Annotated in this window: 22 protein-coding genes and 2 pseudogenes; 12 read left to right on the forward strand and 12 right to left on the reverse strand. The window is 76.1% G+C overall.

Going from position 1 to position 21425, the window contains the following annotated elements:
* Positions 1-162 (forward strand): annotated as a pseudogene (locus BMW62_RS23230) (lycopene cyclase domain-containing protein); the annotation flags it as partial.
* On the opposite strand, the gene BMW62_RS13475 reads toward BMW62_RS23230, so the two are convergent.
* The 3 genes from BMW62_RS13475 to BMW62_RS13485 are packed head-to-tail and all read right to left on the reverse strand — an operon-like array spanning position 159 to position 3813.
* A complete protein-coding gene (locus BMW62_RS13475; protein ID WP_211435116.1) occupies positions 159-1109 on the reverse strand; it encodes a phytoene/squalene synthase family protein in 951 nt (316 codons plus the stop codon). The pseudogene BMW62_RS23230 and the gene BMW62_RS13475 overlap by 4 nt on opposite strands.
* Positions 1106-2617 carry a phytoene desaturase family protein gene (crtI, locus tag BMW62_RS13480; RefSeq protein WP_091931367.1) on the reverse strand — a complete coding sequence of 504 codons (1512 nt, stop codon included), beginning with the start codon at positions 2615-2617 and terminating at the stop codon, positions 1106-1108. Before crtI ends, BMW62_RS13475 begins: the two co-directional genes overlap by 4 nt.
* On the reverse strand, positions 2617-3813 hold the full coding sequence (locus tag BMW62_RS13485; RefSeq protein ID WP_244524028.1) for a polyprenyl synthetase family protein: 1197 nt from the start codon (positions 3811-3813) through the stop codon (positions 2617-2619). Before BMW62_RS13485 ends, crtI begins: the two co-directional genes overlap by 1 nt.
* A gap of 131 nt (positions 3814-3944) precedes the next feature.
* Here BMW62_RS13485 and metF point away from each other — a divergent pair, with 131 nt between their 5' ends.
* Positions 3945-4850 (forward strand): methylenetetrahydrofolate reductase [NAD(P)H], encoded by a 906-nt coding sequence (metF, locus tag BMW62_RS13490; RefSeq protein WP_091931368.1) that lies wholly within the window; start codon positions 3945-3947, stop codon positions 4848-4850.
* Between the two features lie 4 nt (positions 4851-4854).
* On the opposite strand, the gene BMW62_RS13495 is transcribed toward metF, so the two are convergent.
* Positions 4855-5493, reverse strand: a complete 639-nt coding sequence (locus BMW62_RS13495) for a hypothetical protein (protein ID WP_091931369.1) — start codon at positions 5491-5493, stop codon at positions 4855-4857.
* A 242-nt stretch (positions 5494-5735) separates the two neighbouring features.
* Here BMW62_RS13495 and BMW62_RS13500 point away from each other — a divergent pair, with 242 nt between their 5' ends.
* The 3 genes from BMW62_RS13500 to BMW62_RS13510 all read left to right on the forward strand — a co-directional run bounded on the left by BMW62_RS13500 (position 5736) and on the right by BMW62_RS13510 (position 6734).
* Complete coding sequence (locus BMW62_RS13500; protein WP_091931370.1) at positions 5736-6002, forward strand: type II toxin-antitoxin system VapB family antitoxin; 267 nt, start codon at positions 5736-5738, stop codon at positions 6000-6002.
* Positions 5999-6403: a type II toxin-antitoxin system VapC family toxin gene (locus tag BMW62_RS13505; RefSeq protein ID WP_091931371.1), complete on the forward strand. Its 405-nt coding sequence runs from the start codon at positions 5999-6001 to the stop codon at positions 6401-6403. The genes BMW62_RS13500 and BMW62_RS13505 overlap by 4 nt, the downstream gene beginning before the upstream one ends.
* A 103-nt stretch (positions 6404-6506) precedes the next feature.
* On the forward strand, positions 6507-6734 hold the full coding sequence (locus tag BMW62_RS13510) for a type II toxin-antitoxin system RelE family toxin (RefSeq protein ID WP_348271461.1): 228 nt from the start codon (positions 6507-6509) through the stop codon (positions 6732-6734).
* Between the two features lie 30 nt (positions 6735-6764).
* Here the strand turns inward: BMW62_RS13510 and BMW62_RS13515 are convergent, their stop codons facing one another.
* Positions 6765-8531, reverse strand: coding sequence for a GAF domain-containing SpoIIE family protein phosphatase (locus BMW62_RS13515; protein WP_170852369.1), 1767 nt, complete (start codon positions 8529-8531; stop codon positions 6765-6767).
* 108 nt (positions 8532-8639) lie between these two features.
* Here BMW62_RS13515 and BMW62_RS13520 point away from each other — a divergent pair, with 108 nt between their 5' ends.
* The 4 genes from BMW62_RS13520 (at position 8640) to BMW62_RS13535 (ending at position 11927) form a co-directional block, all read left to right on the forward strand.
* Complete coding sequence (locus BMW62_RS13520; RefSeq protein ID WP_091931405.1) at positions 8640-9017, forward strand: hypothetical protein; 378 nt, start codon at positions 8640-8642, stop codon at positions 9015-9017.
* Between the two features lie 77 nt (positions 9018-9094).
* Complete coding sequence (locus BMW62_RS13525) at positions 9095-10204, forward strand: sigma-E factor regulatory protein RseB domain-containing protein (protein ID WP_139206264.1); 1110 nt, start codon at positions 9095-9097, stop codon at positions 10202-10204.
* The gene (locus tag BMW62_RS13530) at positions 10201-11121 is read left to right on the forward strand and encodes an ABC transporter ATP-binding protein (protein ID WP_091931374.1); all 921 of its coding nucleotides are present in this window, start codon (positions 10201-10203) and stop codon (positions 11119-11121) included. The genes BMW62_RS13525 and BMW62_RS13530 overlap by 4 nt, the downstream gene beginning before the upstream one ends.
* Positions 11118-11927, forward strand: coding sequence for an ABC transporter permease (locus BMW62_RS13535; protein WP_091931375.1), 810 nt, complete (start codon positions 11118-11120; stop codon positions 11925-11927). The genes BMW62_RS13530 and BMW62_RS13535 overlap by 4 nt, the downstream gene beginning before the upstream one ends.
* A gap of 45 nt (positions 11928-11972) precedes the next feature.
* On the opposite strand, the gene BMW62_RS13540 is transcribed toward BMW62_RS13535, so the two are convergent.
* On the reverse strand, positions 11973-12773 hold the full coding sequence (locus tag BMW62_RS13540; protein ID WP_091931376.1) for a lipase family alpha/beta hydrolase: 801 nt from the start codon (positions 12771-12773) through the stop codon (positions 11973-11975).
* 65 nt (positions 12774-12838) lie between these two features.
* Here BMW62_RS13540 and BMW62_RS13545 point away from each other — a divergent pair, with 65 nt between their 5' ends.
* Together BMW62_RS13545 and BMW62_RS13550 are read left to right on the forward strand one after the other, a co-directional pair.
* Positions 12839-13537, forward strand: coding sequence for a CDP-alcohol phosphatidyltransferase family protein (locus tag BMW62_RS13545; protein ID WP_091931377.1), 699 nt, complete (start codon positions 12839-12841; stop codon positions 13535-13537).
* A gap of 141 nt (positions 13538-13678) precedes the next feature.
* A complete protein-coding gene (locus BMW62_RS13550) occupies positions 13679-14656 on the forward strand; it encodes a carbohydrate kinase family protein (protein WP_091931378.1) in 978 nt (325 codons plus the stop codon).
* Positions 14657-14731: 75 nt separating this feature from the next.
* On the opposite strand, the gene BMW62_RS13555 is transcribed toward BMW62_RS13550, so the two are convergent.
* From BMW62_RS13555 to BMW62_RS13580, 6 genes are read right to left on the reverse strand one after another with little or no spacing between them, the layout of a single operon-like run.
* Positions 14732-15406, reverse strand: coding sequence for a flavin reductase family protein (locus tag BMW62_RS13555; protein ID WP_244524030.1), 675 nt, complete (start codon positions 15404-15406; stop codon positions 14732-14734).
* A complete protein-coding gene (locus BMW62_RS13560) occupies positions 15403-16545 on the reverse strand; it encodes a glycosyltransferase family 2 protein (RefSeq protein WP_091931379.1) in 1143 nt (380 codons plus the stop codon). Before BMW62_RS13560 ends, BMW62_RS13555 begins: the two co-directional genes overlap by 4 nt.
* A complete protein-coding gene (locus BMW62_RS13565) occupies positions 16542-17351 on the reverse strand; it encodes a carotenoid biosynthesis protein (protein WP_091931380.1) in 810 nt (269 codons plus the stop codon). Before BMW62_RS13565 ends, BMW62_RS13560 begins: the two co-directional genes overlap by 4 nt.
* Positions 17348-19015, reverse strand: a complete 1668-nt coding sequence (locus BMW62_RS13570) for a phytoene desaturase family protein (protein ID WP_244524031.1) — start codon at positions 19013-19015, stop codon at positions 17348-17350. The genes BMW62_RS13565 and BMW62_RS13570 overlap by 4 nt, the downstream gene beginning before the upstream one ends.
* The gene (locus tag BMW62_RS13575) at positions 19012-19605 is read right to left on the reverse strand and encodes a GNAT family N-acetyltransferase (RefSeq protein WP_091931381.1); all 594 of its coding nucleotides are present in this window, start codon (positions 19603-19605) and stop codon (positions 19012-19014) included. Before BMW62_RS13575 ends, BMW62_RS13570 begins: the two co-directional genes overlap by 4 nt.
* Complete coding sequence (locus tag BMW62_RS13580; RefSeq protein ID WP_091931382.1) at positions 19602-20168, reverse strand: YbaK/EbsC family protein; 567 nt, start codon at positions 20166-20168, stop codon at positions 19602-19604. Before BMW62_RS13580 ends, BMW62_RS13575 begins: the two co-directional genes overlap by 4 nt.
* Before the next feature lie 240 nt (positions 20169-20408).
* Between BMW62_RS13580 and BMW62_RS13585 the strand changes: the two are divergent.
* Positions 20409-21425: pseudogene (locus BMW62_RS13585) on the forward strand (DUF222 domain-containing protein); the annotation flags it as partial.

The following is a 21425-nucleotide window of genomic DNA, read 5'->3' on the forward strand; positions in this document are numbered from 1 at the left end:
GTGGACCTGGCGGTCTACCGCACCCGGATGGTCACCCGGCCGGTGTTCTGGGTGGCCTACGCGATCATCGTGACCTTCCAGTTGCTGATGAACGGCGTCCTCACCGGGCTGGACGTGGTGACCTACGACCCGGCCACCATCTGGGGGCCGCGCATCGCCTACGCGCCGGTGGAGGACCTGCTCTTCGGCTTCGCCATGGTCACCCTCACCCTGGCCAGCTGGGCTGCGGTCAACCGGCGGGCGAACACCGCCAGGCGCCGCGGCCTGGACACCGACACCCGCCGGTCGAGCACCCGGTAGTCCGCCCGCTCGATCTCGGTGAGGATGCCGCCGTAGAGGTCGGTCGCGGCGCGCACGCAGTCGCGCGACTCCGGCGCGAGCATCGGGGTGCCGGGCGCGGCGTCGTCGTAGCGGCGGCGCACGATCGCCACCATCTCGCGCATCAGCTCGCGGAAGCCCGCGTCGAAGCGCTTGGCCGCCAGCTGCTCGCGGGTCACCCCGTGCGCGGCCATGAGGTCGGCGGGCAGGTAGACCCGGCCCCGGTCGACGTCCTCGCCGACGTCGCGCAGGAAGTTGGTCAGCTGGAACGCCTCCCCGAGGGCGATGGCGTGCGGCGCCGCCTCCTCCCGGGTCACCCCCGGAGCGGTGCCGAGCACCGGCAGCACCTGCAGCCCGATCACCGACGCCGAGCCCCACATGTAGCGGTCCAGCGCGTCGAGGTCGGCGTAACCGGTGACGTCGAGGTCGCTGGTCATGGCGGCCAGGAAGTCGACCAGGTGCTCGACGGGGATCGCGTAGCGGCGGTAGGTGTGCACCAGGGCCAGCCGCACGGGGTCGTCCGACCAGCCCGTCCCGAGCTCGGTGAGCAGCGCCTTCGACCAGGTCATCAGGTCACCGGCCGGGTCGGCGCCGGGGTGGTCGACGAAGTCGTCGGCGACCCGCGCCGCGGCGTAGAGGGCGTGCACCGCCGGCCGCCGCTCGGGCGTGAGCAGCCGGGTGGCCAGGTGGTAGCTCTTGCCGTGCTCGGCGGCGATGGCGGCGCAGCGCCGGTAGGCGGCGGCCAGCTGCGCCTGCCGGGCGGCCTGGGTGCCGGGGGGCTGCAGGCTCACCGCGCCACCGGTCCGGTGATCCGCTCGGCGGCCAGCCGGCCGCTGATCAGCACCATGGGGACGCCGACCCCCGGCTGCACCGACGACCCGGCCAGCACCACGTTCTCCGGGCCGCGGCGCGGCAGCGTGGCGGGGCGAAACGGACCGGTCTGGCCGAAGGTGTGCGCCAGCGCGAAGGGAGTGCCGGCGGCCATGCCCTGCGCCGCCCAGGTGGCCGGGGTGTCCATGTGCTCCACCTCGATCGCCCCGGAGACGCCGGTGAGGCCGCGGGTCTCCAGCACGGCCAGCAGCTCCTCCCGGTAGCGCGGCCCGAGGGTCGCCCAGTCGAGATCCGGGTTGCCGCCGCTGCGCCGGTCCAGGTTCGGGGTGGGGGCGACGACGCTCAGCACCTGGCAGTGCTTCCCGTCCGCGGAGTCCGGGGCCAGCGACCGGTCGCTGCGCGAGGGCATGCTGATCAGCAGGCTGGGGTCGCTCATGGGGCGGCCGTCCCGGGTCAGCTCGTCGAACACCTGCCGCCAGGAGTGCCCGAAGCTGATCGTGTGGTGCGCCTGGTCGGGCAGCTCCGCCCGCACCCCGAGGTGCAGCGCGACGCAGGAGGGTGAGTAGACCGGGCGGCGGGGTCCGCGAAGCCCCGGCACCAGCGCGTGCGGGGCGTCGGTGGTGACGACGACGGCGTCCGCGGGCAGCCGCTCGTCGCCGTCCAGGACCACCCCGCTGACGCGGTCGCCGCGGAGCTCGAGCTCGTCGACGGCGGTGCCGTACCGGAAGGTGACGCCCGCGTCGGCCGCGGCGGCGGCCAGCGCCCGCGGCACCGCCCCGATGCCGCCGACCGGGTGCCACACGCCGGCGCCGATGTCGAGCTGAGCGATCACCGCGTACGCGGCGATGGCGCGGAAGGGGGAGACCCCGGCGTAGAGCGCCTGGAAGCTGAACAGCCGGCGCAGCCGGTCGTCGGCGAAGTACCTGCCCACGTGCGTCGACAGCCGGCCGAACCCGCCGCGCCGGGCGAGCGTCATCAGCTCGGGCCCGAGCAGGTCCAGCGGCGAGTCCAGGTTGCGGTCGATGAACGTGGTGAGCTGCAGGCGGTAGAGGTCGGCGAGGTCGGCGAGGTAGCGCCGCAGCGCCTCGGCCTCGCCCGGCCCGCACAGCGCGGCCACCTCGGCGGCGAACGCCTCCGGGTCGGCGTGCACGTCCAGGTGCGTGCCGTCGGCGAACTGCGCCCGGTAGCCGGTCTCCAGCCGGCGCAGCTCCAGCCGGTCCTCCAGCCGCTCACCGACGGCGGCGAGGGTCTCGGCGACGACCTCCGGCGCGGTGAAGACCGACGGCCCGGTGTCCAGCGCGTAGCCGTCGCGCTCGATGCGCCCGGCCCGCCCGCCGGGGCCGCCGGCGCGCTCGACGACGGTGACCTCGCGGCCGGCCCCGCGCAGCCGCAGCGCGGTGGCCAGGCCGGCGAGCCCCGCGCCGACGACGACGACGCGGTCGGTGCGCCCGGGGACGGTGCGGACCATCAGGCGGTGCGCGACGTCGCGGCGACCGCGAGCGCGTCCAGCGCCTTGCGGGCGTCGTCGGCCAGCGGCGCCTCGGCGATCGCCTCGCGGGCCCGTGCGGCGCCGAGGGCGATGCGCTCCTCGACCCGGTCGCGGGCGCCGGTGCTCACCAGCAGCGCGCGCAGCGCCTCGAACTCCTCGTGCCCGGCCTCGGGGTTGCCCAGCAGCTCGTCGAGCAGCGTGCGCCCCGCGCCGTCGGCCGCCTCCGCGGCCAGGGCGACCAGCAGGGTCTGCTTGCCCTCGCGCAGGTCGTCGTCGGCGGACTTCCCGGTGACCTCCGGGTCGCCGAAGACGCCGAGGAGGTCGTCGCGCAGCTGGAACGCCTCGCCCAAGGGCAACCCGATGGCGGTGCAGGCCTCGACGACCCGCGGCCCGGCGCCGGCGATCGCCACGCCCAGCTGCAGCGGCCGCTGGACGGTGTACCCCGCGCTCTTGTAGCGGGCGACGGTGAGGGCGCCGTCGGGGCCCGGCAGCCCGCCGGCGGCGCGCAGCAGGTCCAGGTACTGGCCGGCGGTGACCTCGGTGCGCATGGTGTCCCAGACGGCGCGGGCGCGGCCCAGCGCCGCCTCGGAGATGCCCGAGCAGCGCAGCAGCTCGTCGGACCAGACCAGCGCCAGGTCGCCGACGAGGATCGCCGCGCCGACGCCGAAGAGCTCCTGGTCGCCGGAGAACCCGGAGCCGGTGTGCCGGTCGGCGAACCCGACGTGCGTGCTGGGGCGGCCGCGCCGGGTGCCGGCGGCGTCCATCACGTCGTCGTGCACCAGCGCGCTGGCGTGCACGAACTCCAGGGCGGCGACCGCGCGGAGCACGGCCTCCTCGTCCTCCCCGGCGCCCGGGCCCTGGCCGCGCGCCCCGCGCCAGCCCCAGTAGGCGAAGGAGGGGCGCAGCTTCTTGCCTCCCTCGGCGACGGCGCGCACCTCGTCGACGACCGGCACCAGGCTGGCGTCCATCGCGGCGAGCGTGGCGCGCTGCTGGTCCAGGAAATCGGTGAGCGCCTCGGCGACCGCGGCCCGCACCCGGTCGAGGTCGGCGACCGACAGCGGGGGAGCGAGGCGGGCGGTCTCGCGCTGCTGCGCCCCGGCGATCATGTGGTCAGTATCGCCCAACCCGGCGGGGTGCCGCCCCGCCAGCAGGGCGGCCGAGGTGGTCGGCTGCATCGTTCCTCCGTCGCTCCGTCGTCCGGGACACGGCCTCTTCCTCGCCGCGGCCCGGTCTGGATGCACCTGCGCGCCCCTTCCCGGGGGACGGCTGCGGGCGCGGGGCCGCCCCGCCCGTACCCTCGGATGCCGTGACACCCACCGTCCGCGAGCTCCTGGCCACCGGGCACCCGACGTGGTCGTTCGAGTTCTTCCCGCCGAAGACGCCGGCGGGGGAGGAGCAGCTCTGGACGGCGCTGCGCCAGCTGGAGCGCCTGCACCCCTCGTTCGTCTCGGTGACCTACGGGGCCGGTGGCTCCACCCGCGAGGGCACCGTGGCGATGACCGAGCGGATCGCGGCGGACACCACGATGACGCCGCTGGCGCACCTGACCGCGGTCGACCACAGCGTCGCGGAGCTGCGGCACGTGATCAGCCGGCTGGCCGCGGCCGGGGTCCGCAACATCATGGCGCTGCGCGGCGACCCGCCGGGCGCCGATCCGCAGGCCGACTGGGTGGCCCACCCCGAGGGGCTGGACTACGCCGCGGAGCTGGTGGCGCTGATCCGCTCGATCGGCGACTTCTCGGTCGGGGTGGCCGCCTTCCCCGAGCGGCACCCGCGCTCGCCGGACTTCGACACCGACGTCGAGATGTTCGTGGCCAAGTGCCGCGCCGGTGCCGATTTCGCCATCACCCAGATGTTCTTCCGGGCCGAGGACTACCTGCGCATGCGGGACCGGGTGGTCGAGCGCGGCTGCGAGGTGCCGGTCATCGCCGGGGTCATGCCGGTCACGAACGTCCGGCAGATCACCCGGATCGTCCAGCTGTCCGGTCAGGCGTTCCCCGCCGAGCTGGCCGAGCGGTTCGAGGCGCTGGACGGCGACCGGCCGGAGGAGAAGGCGGCGGTCCGCGCCCTCGGCGTCGAGGTGGCCACGGACCTGTGCCGCCGGCTGCTCGACGAGGGCGTGCCGGGCATCCACTTCATCACCATGAACCGCTCCACGGCGACTCGCGAGGTGTTCGCCAACCTGGCCGGACGCGCACCCGCCGTCCGCTGAGCGGTCACCGGGCCGGCCCCACTCCTTCCAGCAGGTCGGCGGCGCGGGCGGCCGCGCGGCGCAGGCCCTCGCGCTCGGACGCGTACCCGCCGGCGACCCCGACGACCGGCAGGTTCGACACGGCGCGGGCGAACAGCTTCCCCTTCGGCCGGGCGTCGAGCGCGTCGTCGATGCGGCTGAGCAGCCGGGCCGCGCGCCACAGCGTCCGCACCGCACCCGCGGCCCCGCGGCGCTCGTCCCGCGGGCCGAGCGCGCCCTCCACGTAGGTGCCCCTGGTGCGGGTGAGCAGCGGCTCGACCTGCGCGGCGCCCAGCTCGCGGCGCAGCAGCACCCGGGCGAGCAGCGACACCCGCTCGGCGGGCGCCTCGACCCCGTGCTCGCCTGCGACGCCGAGGACGACGAGCGACTGCACCGCGGTGCCGACCGTGTTCTGCAGCGGCAGCAGGTCGGCGAGCTTCCCCGCCAAGCGGGGTGCCGCCGACACCCCGGCGGCCACCTTGGACACCCGGTCGGCCCACCACTCGTCGCGCTCCGCGCGCGGCAGCTCCGGGGGCCGGCCCAGCCGGGTGGCCAGGGGGGTGAGCAGCCGGTCGAGCCGGCGCAGGACGTCGACGACGACGGCGTCGCTGATCGGGGCAGCCATGGAGCGGCTCTACCCGGCCGGACGCGCGGCCCATGCGCCGGTGACGTTCCGCCGGCCACTGCGGACCCAGGATGGCGATCCTCAGCGTGCCGCCGCCGTCCTCGTGCTGCAGCGCGAGGACGGCGACAACACCACGAGCACGGCAACCTGCCGCGCCGCGAGCGGAGGGAGGTCCCCGCCCGTCCGCTGCGCCCGCTCGCACGGGCTGGTGGAAAGGTGGACGCGGGTTGTAGTTTTCCACCATGAGTCTCAACATCAAGAACGCGGAGGTGGAGGAGCTGGCACGTGAGGTCGCCGCCGTCACCGGGACCTCGATCACCGCTGCCGTGGCCCAGGCCCTGCGGGAAAAGCTGGCCCGCCTCCAGGTCGACTCTCCGGTGGAGACGACCGCTGACCGCGCGAACCGCATCAGAGCTCTGGCCAAGGAGATCGCGCCCCGCTTCCGCGGAGACCTGGCGACCGTCGAGCACGGCGAGCTCCTGTACGACGATGCCGGCATGCCCGCGTGATCGTCGATGCATCGGCGTTGATCGCCATCATCCGGGACGAGCCCGACGCCGAGGCGTTCATCGACGCGCTCGCCGCGGACGCTGCTCCTCAGATGTCAGCCGCCAACTACCTCGAGGCGGCCATCGTCGTCGATGCGACGCGGGACCCGGTCGCCCGGCGACGCTTCGACGAGTTGGTGCGGGTCATGCACCTGGAGATCGCTCCTGTCACGGTCGGTCAGGCGCTCGTGGCCCGATCGGCCTACCGGGACTTCGGGAAAGGCCGTGGACACGCGGCGCGGCTGAACTTCGGGGACTGCTTCGCCTATGCGCTCGCCGTGGAGAGCGGGAAGCCGCTTCTGTTCAAGGGTGACGATTTCGGTCACACGGACGTGACGCCGGCTCTTCCGCCGGTCGGGTGATCACCGTCCGACCGGCGCCGGTGGTTCAGCTGGCCTCGTAGCTACCCCGTTCCCTTGCTCGCCGCCGAGCCTGCCTGTTCTCACCCCGCCGGCTCGGCGAGCACTGACCGAGCGGCTTCCCGAGGCAGTCGCCGCGGCAGTGATCGACTTCCTCACCACTGCACTCGTGGACGACCCGGAGCGAGTGGGCGGGCAACTGCGTGGTGATCTGGCCGGGGTGTGGGCGGCGCGGCGTGGCACCTACCGAGTGCTCTACCGCGTGCGGGACGACACACGCGAAGTCGTCGTCCTCCGCATCGACCACCGTCGCGATGTCTACCGACCACGGTGACCCGCCGGTGCCGGACCGAGACGACGTCCGTCAGGTCGGCTCGGGCATGGCCCGGACGGCGATCAGCGCGACGTCGTCCTCAGCGACGGCCGGCTGCAGCCGCCGCAGCAGGGTGTCGGCCAGGTCCTCGAGCGGCAGCTCGTGCAGGCCGGCCAGCGCCTGCAGCAGCGCGGCGATGCCCTGGTCGTAGTCCGCTCCGCGGCGCTCGATCAGCCCGTCGGTGAACAGCAGCAGCGTCTGCCCCTCTCTCAGCAGCGCGGTGTGCTCGTCGCGCCGCACCGCCGGCTCCACGCCCAGCATCCGGTTCGGCTTCGTGTCCAGCAGCCGAACCTGCCCGTCGGTGTCGAGCAGCGCCGGAGCCGGATGGCCGGCGTTGGACCACCGCAGCACCCGGCCGCCGGAACCGGGGTCCGGCCGGTCGATCCGGGCCACCAGGGCGGTCGCGGTCGTCTCCATCACCAGCCCGGCCGCGGCGATGTCACTACGTTCCAGCACCTCGGCCGGGGCGGCGTCGGTGTCGTAGGCGATGGCCCGGATGAGTCCTCGCAGCTGCCCCATCGCGACCGCGGCGGTCCGGTCGTGCCCGGTGACGTCGCCGATGACGAGCGCCGTGGCGCCGCCGGGCAGCAGGAAGGCGTCGTACCAGTCGCCGCCCACCGCCGTCCGGCGCTCCGCGGGTGAGTAGCGCACGGCCATCGCCAGGTGCTCGGGCTGGGGCGGGGGCGTCAGCAGCGCCTCCTGCAGGCGCAGCGAGAAGTCCCGTTCCTGGCCGAAGCGCCGGGCGTTGTCGAGCACCAGCGCGGCCCGGCCCGCGATCACCTCGGCCAGCTCGACGTCGCCGGCGTCGTGGGGCGGGGAGCCAGCGGTGCGCACGACGGTGAGGACGCCGAGCACGTCGGCGCCGGGCGGCCGCAGGGGGACGCTCACCGAGCTGACCGCACCCAGCGCCTCAGCGGCCCGGCGCACCGGCTCGTCGAGCGGCGCCAACGTCGCCGGGACGTCGGTGACGAGTTCGCTGTGGCCGGTGGCCGCCACCCGCCCGGGGCCCTGCGCATCGCCGGTGCCGATGCGCACGGGTGCCCGTCTCGCCGGCCGGGGCGATCCGTTCCTGGACCGCGCCGCGGCCAGGCGCAGCACCCCGCCCGGCTGCACGGTGTGCACGGCCGCGTGGTCGCCCAGCGCGTCCACCGCCAGCTTCCCGACGGCGTCCAGCACGTCGTCGATCTCGAGCCCGGCCGTGAGCAGCGTGGCCGAACGGTCCAGCAGCTCCGCGCGCTGCCGTTGCCGCTCGGCGTCGGCGAGGGCGATCCGCAGGGCGACCTGGTCGGAAGCCACCGCGGCCAGGTGGGCGAGCATCGCGACGTCGGTGTCGCTCCACTCGTGCACCTGGGTGTCGACCACGCAGAAGGTGCCGAGCACCTCTCCGTCGGGGGTGCGCACGGGGAAACCGGCCCACGCGACGACCCCCATCGACTCGATGGAGGGGTTGGCGCGGGTCAGCGGGACCTCCCGGACGTCGGCCAGCACCAGCGGCTCGCCGCTGCTGACGACGTACTGGCAGAACGACTCCTCGACGGTGTTCTGCGGCGGGACACCGGGCGGGAGGTTCACCCCGAGGCAGCTCTTCCAGTAGGAACGCCGGTCGTCGACGACGGTCACGAAGGCGAACGGTGCGGACAGCAGGGCGCGGGCCAGTTCGGTGAGCCGGTCGAACTCGGCCTCCGGCGGGCTGTCGAGCAGGCGGGTCCGTGCCACGGCGGCCAGACGCTGCGGCGAACGGATCGGGTCCGAGCTCATGACGTCGATCATCCCTGGTGTCCCGGGCGGGCGGGAAAGGCCCCGATCCGTCGAGGCCGTCGGCGCGCGGTGATCATGACGTCGACCGCCGCCGATAGCGTCTCCAACATGATCACCGGAGCCGCCGTCCTCGCCTGCGTCGTGCTCGCCGGCCTCGCCGTCTTCCAGGTGGCGCTCGCCGCCGGTCGTCCCTGGGGGCGCTTCGCGTGGGGCGGCCAGCACGACGTGCTGCCGCGGCGGCTGCGCACCGGCAGCGCGGTCTCCGTCGTCCTGTACGCGGTCTTCGCCGTGGTGGTCCTGCAGGCCGCCGGGCTGCTCGCGGTGCTCCCCGGGGCCGTGGCGGACGTCGGCATCTGGGTGCTGACCGGCTACTTCTCCCTCGGCATCGTGGTGAACGGGATCTCCCGGAGCCGGCCGGAGCGGTTCGTCATGACGCCGCTGGTGCTGGTGCTGGCGGCCTGCTGCCTGGTCGTCGCACTCGGGTAGCCCGGCCTCGCTGTGAGTTCCCTGTGGAGCATCCCGGCGGGCCACGACGCCGGTGGCCGCGGGCTAACGTGGCCGCCATGGCGTCCGGACCGCGGGCGGCGGCTCCGCGCTGGGCCGTCGTGGGAGTGGTCGTCGCGGTCCTCGCCGCGCTGCCGGCGCTCGTCGGCGCGCTGCCGGTGGCCGACCCGTCCGTGCCGGCGGCCGAGCTGCGCGCGGCGGTGCTGGCCTCGGCCGACGTGCAGTACTCCGGGTACGCCGAGTCGGCCGGGGGGCTGGCCCTGCCGGTGACCGACCAGCTCGACTCCGTCGCCGACCTGTTCAGCGACCGCACCGAGATGCGCGTGTGGTGGCGGGGGCCCGACGACCACCGGGTCGACGTGATCACCACGGCCGGTGAGACGGGCATCCACCGCGACGCGCGGGGCACCTGGACGTGGGAGTACGAGCGCGCCACCGCGACGCGTGCGGCCACCACGCCGCTCGCCCTCCCCGCGCCGCCGGACCTGCTGCCCGCCACCCTGGGCCGCCGGCTGCTCTCCGAGGCTGCCGACGCGGAGCTGACCCGCATCGGGGCCCGGCGGATCGCCGGACGCGACGCCCTCGGGCTGCGCACCACCCCCGCGGAGCCCGCCTCGGCGGTGCGGCAGGTCGACGTGTGGGTGGACCGGGCCAGCGGACTGCCGCTGCAGGTGGTCGTCCTCGACGAGACCTCGGAGGTGCCGGCGCTGGACACCCGGTTCCTCGACCTGGAGCTGGGGGTCCCGGACGCCGCGACGACGTCCTTCGTCCCGCCCCCGGACGCGCGCCTGCGCACCGCGGACCAGGCCGAGATAGTGCTGGAGGCCGGCCGGCGGCTGGCCCCGGTGCGCCTCCCCGCCACGCTGGCCGGGCTGCCGCGCCGGACGCTCGAGGGTGCACCGCCCGGCATCGGGCTCTACGGGCGCGGGGTCACCCTGCTCGCCGTCGCCCCCGTGCCGCGCCGGCTGGCCGACGGCCTGCGCCGCACGCTGGGGCAGAGCCCGGACGCCGTCACCGACGATGCAGGCACCCGCATCGCGGCCGGCCCTGTCGGGCTGATGCTGCTGGACCCGCCGGACGCGGGGCCGTACGTGCTCACCGGGACGGTCACCCTCGACGCGCTGGTCGAGGCCGCCGCGCAGCTGCCGGCCCTGGGCGGGTCGCCGTGAGCACGGTCATCGCGACCCGCGGCCTGGCCAAGCAGTACGGGCGGGTGCACGCCGTCGACGGCATCGACCTGGACGTGCGCGCCGGCGACGTCTACGGGTTCCTCGGCGCCAACGGCTCCGGGAAGACGACCACCGTCCGGATGCTGCTCGGCCTCGTGCTGCCCACCCGCGGGGAGATCGACCTGCTCGGCGAGCGGATGCCGCGCGCCGGCCGCCGCGTGCTGCCCCGGATGGGCGCGCTCATCGAGTCACCGGCCGCCTACGGCCACCTGTCCGGCCGGGAAAACCTCGCGCTGCTGGACGCCGCCGGCCCCGGTGGGGCGCGCCGCGACCGCCGCCGGCGCGTCGCCGAGGTGCTCGACCAGGTCGGGCTGGGTGGCGTCGGACGCCGGCCGGTGAAGGCCTACTCCCTCGGCATGCGGCAGCGCCTGGGCCTGGCCGGGGCGCTGCTGCGCCGTCCCGAGCTCCTGGTGCTCGACGAGCCCACCAACGGGTTGGACCCGCAGGGCATCTCCGAGATCCGGGAGCTGCTCCTGGACCTGCACCGCGGCGGGACGACGGTCTTCCTCTCCAGCCACCTGCTGGCCGAGGTGGAGCAGCTGTGCACCCGCGTGGGCGTGCTGGACCGCGGCCGCCTGGTGCTGCAGGACGACCTGGCCACCCTGACCGCCCCGACCGGCGCGACCGTCGTGCGCACACCCACCCCCGAGCAGGTGCGGGCGGTCCTCGACGGGCGGGTCGCCGCCGTGGACGGCGAGCGGGTGGTGGTGCGCGGCGGCGACCCCGCCGAGGTGAACGCCCTGCTCGTGCGCGCCGGGATCCCGGTCACCGGCCTCGCGGCCGACCGCCCGACGCTCGAGGAGGTGGTGCTGGCGGCCGCGACCACCAGCGCCGACCGGGTGGAGCGGACGCCGTGATCGCCGTCGAGCTGCGCAAGCTGTTCCGCCGGCCCCGCACCTGGGCGATCATCGCCGTCCTCAACGCGCTGCCGGTGCTCGTGGCGGTGCTGCTCGTGCTCACCGACCTGGCGCCCCGGCCGGGGGAGGGCCCGCCGTTCCTCTCCGCCGTCCTCACCAACGGCGCGCTGTACCCGCTGGCCGCGCTGGCGATCGTGCTGCCGCTGTTCCTGCCCATCGCGGTCGCGGTGGTCGCCGGTGACTCGGTCGCCGGCGAGGCGCAGGCCGGCACGCTGCGCTACCTGCTGGCCCGGCCGGCGGGGCGGACCCGGCTGCTGGTGGCCAAGCTCGTGGCCGTGCTGGCCTTCGTGCTGGTCACCGTGGTCGTGGTGGCGGCCGTCGGCTACCTGGTGGGCACGACGCTGTTCGAGGCGGTACCGGGGGCGGGGACGTCGGTCTCCGGGACGTCGCTCACCGCGGAGGAGCTGGCCGTCCGCACCGTGCTGGCGGTCGGCTACGTCGGGGTGTCGATGCTCGGCGTCGCGGCCTTCGCGCTGTTCTTCTCGACGCTCACCGACTCACCGCTCGGGGCGACGATGGGTGCGCTGGCCGTGCTGGTCACGTCCTCGCTGCTGTTCACCCTCGACGCCGCCTCGCCGATCGCGCCCTACCTGCCGACGCGCTACTGGCTGGCCTTCGTCGACCTCTTCCGCGACCCGATCCTCTGGCGGGACATCACCCGCGGGCTCGCGCTGCAGGCGGTCTACGTGGGGGTGCTGCTCGCCGCCGCCTGGGCGAACTTCACGACCAAGGACATCACCAGCTGAGCAAGCCTCTCCTGCGGGCTCGCGGTGGGACCCTGCAGGGGGCCGTCAGCCGCCGAGGCGGGCGCAGTCGGCGGTGTCCAGCGCCACCGGCTCCCCGGCGGTGAGCTGCTCGAGCACGATCGCCTGCACCAGCGGGTCGCCGGGTAGCTGCCCGTGCCCGACCCGGCTGTCCGCGCAGACCTCCTGCACGGTCAGGTTGAGCGCCCCCTCGAGCCGGGCCGAGTCCGGCGGGGTCACCGTGCGGTCGAGCGTCGTCCACACCGACACCCAGCCCACGCCGTCCGGCGTCTCGTCGCCCGCGTTGAGCCGGGCGAGGACGGGGCTGTCGCTCGCGAGCTGCCGGCACCCTTCCGGGCACGAGGCCGGGGCGATCTGGCCGGCGAGGTCGGCGAGGCCGGTGCCGTGGTGCGGCGAGCCCAGCGTCACCACCCGGCGGGCCACCTCCGCGCCGCCGTCGGCCACCCAGAGGCGGGCGATCACCCCGCCGGCCGAGTACCCGACGACGTCCACGCTCTCCTCGCCCGTGCGCTCCAGGGCTGCGCGGGCGGCCTCGTCGAGCGCCGCGGCCGCCTCGCCCAGGTCCCCGGTGCCGTCCCCGGGCAGCGGGACCACGGTGGCGTCGCGGCCGGCCTGCTCCAGCCGGTCGGCCAGCGTCAGCAGCGACGTCGTCCCCCCGCCGTACCCGGGCACCAGCAGCACCGGCCCCGGACGCGCCTGCGGGCCGGGGCCCTCGACGTCGGCGCCCCGGGTGACCAGCAGCACGCCGAGGGCGACGACGGCGGCGGTGACGAGGGCCAGCACCGCGACGACCAAACGGCGGCGGGCGGGGGAGAGACCGGCGAGCACTCACCTACTGTCCCTGGTGGAGGCGTCGGCGTCACCGGACGGCGCCGGTCGCGGGAGGGGGCACCGTGCTGAGCCGGGAGGAGTACCTCGAGGCCTGGTCGCGCTGGCACGGCGGCGCCGACACGTCCGCACCTCTCGTGCGGGGCTGGCTGACGCTCGCCCACGCGCTCGCCCGGCCGCTGGCCGCGCTGCCCCCGGTCGTCGCCACCGCCGCCGGCGTGGTCGTCGCGGCCGCGGCCGTGCCCCCGGCGGCTGCGGGCGGCGCCTGGCTGGTCCTGGCCGGGGTGCTGGTGGGGCTCTCCGGGCTGCTGGACAGCCTCGACGGCGCGCTGGCGATCGGCACCGGGCGCGCCTCGCAGCGCGGATTCGTCCTCGACTCCGTCGTCGACCGGCTCACCGAGGTCGCCTACGCGGCTGCGCTGTGGGTGGCCGGGGCGCCGGGCTGGCTGGCGGTCGCGTTCGGCGCGCTGTGCTGGCTGCCCGACTACCTGCGCGCCCGGGCCGGGCAGGCCGGGGTGCACCGGACCGGCCCCATCTCGCTCTGGGAGCGGCCGACCCGGGTGGCCATGGCGGGCCTCACGCTCGGCGGGGCCGGGGTGGTCAGCGGCCTGGAGGTCGCCGGCGTCGACGGCGCCACCCTGACCGCCACCGCGGGCGCGGCCACCGGGCTGCTCCTCGGCGTCGTCGGCACGGTGCAGCTGGGCCGGTGGCTGGGGGCCGAGCTCGCCGGTCCGGGCCAGGGCGACCTCCCGCCGTCGGGCTGACCCGTCTCTCCGACGGCGGCGCCCGCACAGGGCCCCTAGGGTGTGCGGTGCCCGATCCCCACCGTTCCTCTCCCGTTCCCCGCCCCGCTTCCCCCGGCGGCGCAGCGGCCCGAGGCAGCCCGACCCGGAGGAGCGCCTCCCGTGCCCGTCGTCGTCACCGGCTCCATCGCCACCGACCACCTGATGACCTTCCCCGGTCGGTTCACCGAGCAGTTCGTCGAGGGACAGATGGAGAACGTCTCCCTCTCCTTCCTGGTCGACGACCTCGTCCAGCACCGCGGGGGCGCGGGGGCGAACATGGCCTACGGGATGGGGCTGCTCGGGCTGACCCCGGTGCTGGTGGGGGCGGTCGGCAACGACTTCGCCGACTACGAGGCCTGGCTGTCGCGCCACGGGGTCGACACCGGCAGCGTGCACTGGTCGGAGCTGAAGCACACCGCCCGCTTCGTGTGCACGACCGACGAGGCGAACAACCAGATCGCGTCGTTCTACTCGGGAGCGATGGCCGAGGCCGCGCAGATCGAGCTCGCGCCGGTCGTCGAGCGGGTCGGCAGCCCCGACCTCGTCGTCGTCGGGCCGAACGACCCGACCGCCATGGTCCGGCACACGCAGGAGTGCCGGCAGCGGGGCTACGCCTTCGCCGCCGACCCCAGCCAGCAGCTGGCCTGGGCCGACGGCGAGATGATCCGCGAGCTGGTCCACGGAGCGGAGGTGCTGTTCACCAACGAGTACGAGGCGGCGCTGCTGCTGCAGAAGACCGGCTGGACCGCCGACGAGGTGCTCGCCCGGGTCGGCACCTGGGTGACCACGCGCGCCGCCGACGGTGTCCTGGTGCGGCGGGAGGGCGAGGAGCCGCTCTCGGTGATCGCGGTGCCCGAGACCAAGCCGGTGGAGCCCACCGGTGGCGGCGATGCGCTGCGCGCCGGGTTCATCGCGGGCCGCACCTGGGGTCTGGGGCTGGCGCGGGCCACGCAGCTGGGCTCCGCCGTCGCCACCGCATCGGTCGAGGTGATCGGCACCCAGGAGTACGACCTCCCGCGGCAGAGCTTCCTGGAGCGGTTCACCGAGGCGTTCGGCGCCGAGGCCGCGGACGAGGTCGCTGCCCACCTGCCGGGCTGACCTCCGCCGGGATCAGGAAACCTGATCATCGAGCGTCCTCCCTCGTGGTCTGCGGTGAGGGAGGACGCTGCACGATCAGGTTCCCTGATCGTCGCGGCGGCGGAGGGCCTCTCCGATCGACGGGTCCGCGGCCCACGCCCGGTGCGGGATGCGGGCGATCTCGCGCACCTCGCCGATCGTCGTCCACTCGTTGCCGCCGAGCCGCGCCAACGGCTTGAGGTGCTCGATCCGCGGCCGCCCGTCCCGCACGGCGTCGGCCCACACGCTGATGTGCTGCACCCGGCCGAGGACGACGGTGCTGTCGCCGAGGCGCAGGGTGGAGTGCAGGACGCACTCGATCGAGACGGGCGACTCCGCCACGCGCATGGCCCCGACCGTGTCGGCCGGCTCCAGCCGCACCCCGGCCTGCTCGGCCTCGCTGGTGTGCGGCGGGAAGTCGGTGGCCGTGGCGTTGACCTGCTCGAACAGCGGCTCCGGGGTGAGGTTCACGGTGAACTCGCCGGTGGCCTCCACGTTGCGCAGCGAGTCCTTCCGGCCCACGGAGGTGAACTGCACGATCGGCGGGTCGACGCAGGCGACGGTGTAGAAGGAGTGCGGCGCCAGGTTGTGCACCCCGTCGGCGGAGCGGCTGCACACCCACGCGATCGGACGGGGCACGACGACGCTGTTGAGCACCCGGTAGAAGGCACCGGTGTCCATCGCGGCGGGGTCGAAGGTGGTGCGCGGGCGCTGCTGCTCGGCGGAGGTCACCGGCCCATCGTCGCCGACGCCGCCGGCCCGGTCGCGTCGACGGGTCGGCCGCGCCACCGCAGCGTGCCGCGCCGCCGCCCCCGCACCGAGTGGAGCATCAGGACGTCCAGGGCCAGCACCGACAGCGGGTGGGCGAGCGCATCGGGCCACACCCGGCCGCCGCTCACCCGAGCGCTGGCCACCCGGCCGGCCACCCCGGCCAGGTAGCCCACCAGCCCGGCGCGGGAGCCGCGGAGGGCGGCGAGCGGCGGGACGACGTGGACGGCGGTGAGCGCGGCCGCGGCGGCCACCCCGCCCGCCGGCGTCCCGCCCACGGAGGCCCACAGCGACTTGGCGTAGCCGTCGCGGACGGCGTCCCAGCCCTCGTACATCCGGCAGGCGGCGAGGCAGGAGCCGTCGATGGGCACGCCTCGGCCGCCGGTGCGCTTGACCGCCCGCAGCAGGGCGATGTCCTCGAGCACCTCGCCGCGCACCGCCGCGTGGCCGCCGGCGCGCACGTACGCGCCACGGCGCACCACGAGGAACTGGCCGTTGGCGGCGGCCAGCGAGGGCCGGGGCGAGCGCTCGGCCAGCCGCAGCGGCAGGGTCGTGGTCCACAGCCAGGGCGCCAGCGGCTGCACGAGGCGCTCGGCGGCGCCCACCGCGAGCGGCCGGGGCCACGGCGAGACCAGGTCCAGGCGGTGCCCGTCGAGCACCGCGACCGCGGCGGCGATCGCGTCGGGGAAGAGCCGGACGTCGGCGTCGACGAACACCAGCACCTCGTCGACCCCGCCCTCGGCCGCGGCGGCACCCACGGCGCAGGCGTGCGGCTTGCCCAGCCACCCGACCGGCAGCGGCGGCGCGGCCACCAGCCGCACCCGGGGGTCGGGGACCGCCCGCACGACGTCGGCGGTGCCGTCGGTCGAGCCGTCGTCCACGACGACGACGCGGAGCCGGACCACCCCGCGCTGGTCGAGCAGGGCCTCCAGGCAGCCGGCGACCTGGTCGACCTCGTCGCGCACCGGCAGCACCACCGTGACCGGGCGGGCCACCGGCGGCGGGTCGGCCGGGGGGCGGCGCAGCAGCGCGCTGTTCACCGCGGCGTGCACCGCCCCGGCGACCGAGACGCCCGCCAGCACGCGGAGCAGGCGTCCGCTCACGGTCGTCCCGCGCGCCGGTGCTGCACCGCGAGGACGACCAGCACGGCCGCCCCGAGACCGGCACCCCAGGCCGCCGACCCCGGCAGGCCCAGCCAGCCGACGTGCGCGAGCGCGCCCCCGAGCGTCATCCACACCAGCGCGAACAGCGGGGCGCCCGGACCGGTGCGCGGCGCCCGGGCGGTGCGCTCGACCAGCAGGTCCAGCAGTGTCATCAGCACCAGCCCGGCCAGCAGCCAGCCGGCCAGATTGGTCAGCGGCACGGTGCCGATGCCCGGCAGCCCGGGGCTCGGGTCGGCCCACGTCCAGTAGCCGGCCTGCACCAGTTGCGGGTCGAGGACGACGTCCCACGCCGCGAAGACCGCCGCGGCCCAGGCGATGCGCGCCGGTCGGCGGCGGGACGCGCGCACCGGCCGGGCCAGCACCTCGCCGAGCAGCCAGCTGGGCCAGGCCATCATCAGCCACGCCAGCGGCACCAGGAACGGGACGCCGAGCAGGGTGGGGCCGAGGACGTCGCTGTAGGAGTAGCTGCCGTAGGGGAACCCGGTGGCCACCCCCACGGACTCGAAGGCGATCGAGACGAGGGCGACCAGCACCAGCACGCCGACGCCGGTGCGGGCGCCGCGGCTGAGTCCCGCGTGCGCGACCGACAGCGCCGACCCGAGCAGCACGATGCCCCAGGAGACGGTGTCCCGGAACGAGCCCGAGGCGAGCGGGTAGGCGATCGCCGTGGCGACCAGCGCCGCGGTCAGGGCCCAGGGGACCACGCGCACGGCGGCGGGCGCGGGGGCCGGTGCGGTCGTCGTCACGCCTGCCGCGCCCCGCCGCGCACCCGGTGCAGCACCCGGCCGGCGACGGCCCGCGCCCGGGGCAGCGCGTGACGGTCGGCGAGCACCGTGCGCGCCGCCGTCCGCCCGGAGTTGCCCGAGACGCCCCCGCCGGGGTGGGTCGAGGCGCCGGCCAGGTAGAGGCCGGTCAGCCCCGGTACGCGGTAGCCCGACAGCCCCGGGGTGGGGCGGAGGGCGAACATGCTGGCCAGACCCATCTCCACGTGCATGACGTTGCCACGGGGGAGTGACAGCTCCCGCTCCAGGGCGAGCGGGGTCTGCACGTAGGTCTCCCGCACCGAATCCGCGAAGCCGGGGGCGTAGCGGTCGACGGCGGCCACCAGGCGGCGGGCCTCGGCGTCGGCCAGCTCATCCCAGTCGCCGCCGTCGGCCAGCGCGTACGGGTACCACTGGCCCCAGACGGTGACGACGTGCTGCCCGGGCGGGGCCAGCGTCCCGTCGCTGGCGGAGAACGACATCGCCAGCGGCACCGGCTCGCGGGGCAGCCGCCCGGCACCCCAGTCGCCGTGCGCGGCGGCCAACTGGGCGCGGTCGGTGCACAGCAGCTGCAGCCCCTGCAGCGCCTCCGGGCCGGCACCGGGGTAGGACGGCGGGGCGTCGGTCAGCGCCCGCACGACCAGCCCGAAGCCGTTGCCGACGGGCGGCGCGGCGTCGGCGAGCACGGGGGGCGCGGCGTCCCCGGCCAGCTCGCGGGTGACGCCGATGTGGCAGGCGGCCACCACCGATGGCGCCCGCACGACGCGGCCGGACCGCGTCTCGACGCCGGCGACCCGGCCGTCCTCCACGAGCAGCCGCGCGGCGCCGTCGCCGAGCACCACCCGGCCGCCGTCGGACTCCAGCCGCCGGCGCAGCGCCTGTGTCAGGCCACCGGAGCCGCCGACCGGGTGGCCGGGCGGGACGTCGTGCAGGAGCGCCACCCAGCCGACCATCGCGGCGGTGCCGGGCTCGGACATCGGCGGGCCGGACTGCGCGCCGAACCAGGCCAGCGCCGCCTTGAGCCGCTCGCTGGTGAACCACTTGTCCAGCAGCGCGTCGCCGGAGCCCAGGAAGTCGACGGCGAGCTCGCCGCCCGGGGTGCGCGGCCGCCCCTCGGCGGGCGCGCCCAGCGGCCAGAACGAGCGGAGCAGCCCGCCGGCCGACGGCGCCCGGCCGAACGACGCGACGACGGCGCGGCTGCGTGGCCCCCACACCTCGACGAAGCGGCGGTAGGCGGCGGCGTCGTCGGGCCCGCAGGCGGCCTCGATGGAGGCGCAGGTGGCGTCGAGGTCGACGGAGAGCACCAGCGGCCGGCCGTCCGGGCCCGGGGCGCCGGGGGAGGGTGCGGGTGCGAAGCCCCAGGGGTCGCAGTCGATGTAGCGGAGGCCGTGCTCGGCGAGCCCGAGCTCCTCGACGATGCCGCTGTGCCGGACGATCACGTGCGCGCTGGACCCGCGGTCCACGCGTACCCCGGGCCAGCGCTCCACGGTCGAGACCGCCCCGCCGAGGACGTCGTCGGACTCGACGACCTCCACGGACAGGCCCGCCCGGGCGAGGTAGCAGGCGGCCACGAGGCCGTTGTGCCCGGCGCCGACGACGACGACGTCCACGGGGTCGGGGGGAACGCTGCCGGAGGGGGAGGTGATCACGACCGGGGGTTCGCCGCGGACGGGTCGTGCGGATGCAGCGGCAGCCGGGCGCCGAGGATCGCGAAGGGCCGGGAGTCGCCCGGGAAGTGGTAGCCGCGGGCCAGGTCGACGAAGCCGTCGGCGCGGTACAGCCGGAAGGCCTTGGTGTCGGCGTCCGGCGTGGAGAGCAGCGCGACCGGGTGCGGCAGGCCCTCGACCAGGGCGTGCAGCAGCTGCCGACCGAGGCCCTGGCTCTGGGTGTCGGGGTGCACGTGCAGCTCGCACACCTCGAAGGCGCCGGGCAGCCACTTCTTCGCCGTCCGCCGGTCGAGCGCGGCCCGCACCTGGTCGTGCCACCACTGCCCGGGGGCGATGAGGTAGCCGTAGCCGAAACCGACCAGCCGCTCGCCCTCGGGGGTGCGGGCGAAGGCGCCCACGGCGCGGAACCCGGGGCGCTCGGTGTGCTGGACGGCGTAGCCGTACCGGCCGGCGACGATGCCCGAGTCGTAGCCCATGGCCAGCCCGTAGATCGCCAGCACCTCGTGCATGTGCTCGCGCATCCACGGGACGGGCAGCTCGAGGACGCGGGTGGCGGGGCGGGTGCCCGTCACGGGGCGACCGCCCCGGCGGGATCAGGCGGGGACGCGTCGGGCACGGGGTCCCCGCCGACGGTGGTGGCGGTGCCGTCGAGGAGGCCCCCGCCCACCTCGGCCGCGGTGCCGGCGGTGATGCGGAGCAGCTCGTCGTAGCTGGTGGGGAAGACCGCGGCCGGGTGCCCCGCCGCGGCCCACAGCCGGTCGTAGCGGGCGAGCTCCACGTCGACCAGCGTGCCCAGGGGGGCGGGATGCCCCACCGGGGCCACCCCGCCGATGGGCTGGCCGGTCTCCTCGCGGACGACGTCCGGCGGCGCCGGGACCAGGGAGCCGACGCCGAGCAGCGCCGCGACCTGGAGGACGTCGACCCGGTGCGCGCCGCTGGTCAGCACGAGCAGCGGCGCGCCGTCGGCGAGGAACACCAGGCTGTTGACGATCGCGCCGACCGGGACGCCCAGCGCGTCGGCGGCGGCGGCCGCGGTGCGGACCTCCGCGGGGAGGGTGCGCACCTCACCCTCGGCGCCGGCCGCGGCGAGGGCCCGGGCGACGGCGGCCACCCGGGGGTGCGGGGGTGGGCTCATGCGTCGATCCTGCCACCGCCCGGGGGTGCGCGCGCCCGGCGGTACGGGCCACCGGGGTGCCGCCGCCGGACCGGCGCTGCGACGTGCCGGGAGGCGTTCGCCGACCCGGCCGTCGGTCCGGCCGGGCAACTGCGGAACCGCGGGCAGCAGGCTGTGCTCCGTGGACCGGCCTGCGGCGCCCTGCTTCCCCCACTCGGCTGACCAGCGGGAACTGTCGTACCCCCTGCCTACCGTGCAGCCATGGAGGACGACGGCTCGTGCCCGCCCGGCGACGGCGTACCGATGCCGTTGCTGCCCGGCGAGGTGGTGCCGCCGGCATCGGCCGAGTTCGAGCTGGTGTGCGACATCTGGTCGGCCGATGCCCACATGGCCCGGGAGTACGCCCGGCAGGCGGCCGCGATCGCCGAGCTGGCGCGTCGGCGCTCGGCCGAGCGGGATGCCGACTACGGCCCCCGCGGCGGCCCGGGGCCGGACTCCCGGGCGATGCGCCCGGCCGCGCTCGCCGACGTCTCCGATGACTTCGTCTCCGAGCTCGCGGTGATCCGCGGCTGCTCGGAGGCCGAGGCCGGTCGCCTGGCCGCCGAGTCGATCCTGCTCACCACCAAGCTCGCGCCCACGTGGGCGGAGCTGTTCGCCGGGCGGCTGAGCATCCGCAAGGCACGGATCCTGCTCGACCTGCTCGGCGACGCCCCCGACGCCGTCGCCGCCGGAGTGCAGGCGCGGGTGCTCCCCGGTGCCGCGGACTGCCCGCCGTCCCGGCTGGGTGACCGGGTCCGCTACCACCTCTACCGGGTGGACGCCGAGGCCAGGGAGCGCCGCCGGAAGGACGCCGAGCGCAGAGCCGACGTGCGCGTCGAGCGCACCGCCGACGACCTGGGCCGGCTGGTCATCGAGGGCCCGCTGCCGGCGGTGCACGCAGCCCGCGACGCGGTCGACCAGTACGCGCGGTGGATGCGCGCCGACGGCGACGACCGGCCCATCGGCGTGCTGCGGTCGGCGGCGGCGCTGGACCTGATCCTGCGGCCGTGGGACACCAGCCGCCCACCGGTGACCGCGCACCTGACCCTCCACGCCGCGCTGCCCTCGCTGCGGCACGACGCACCCGCCGGCGCCGCGCCGGCGGAGCTGGACGGGCAGCTGATCTCCGCCGCCCAGTGCCGGGAACTGCTCGACTCCCTGGACATGCTCGGCCTGTCCGCGGCACCGGCCGGCGGGTCGGTCCACGTCGCGATCGACGACCCGGTCACCGGCGAGACC

This window comes from Blastococcus sp. DSM 46786 (genome assembly GCF_900109665.1).
Classification (GTDB): Bacteria; Actinomycetota; Actinomycetes; order Mycobacteriales; family Geodermatophilaceae; genus Blastococcus; species Blastococcus carthaginiensis.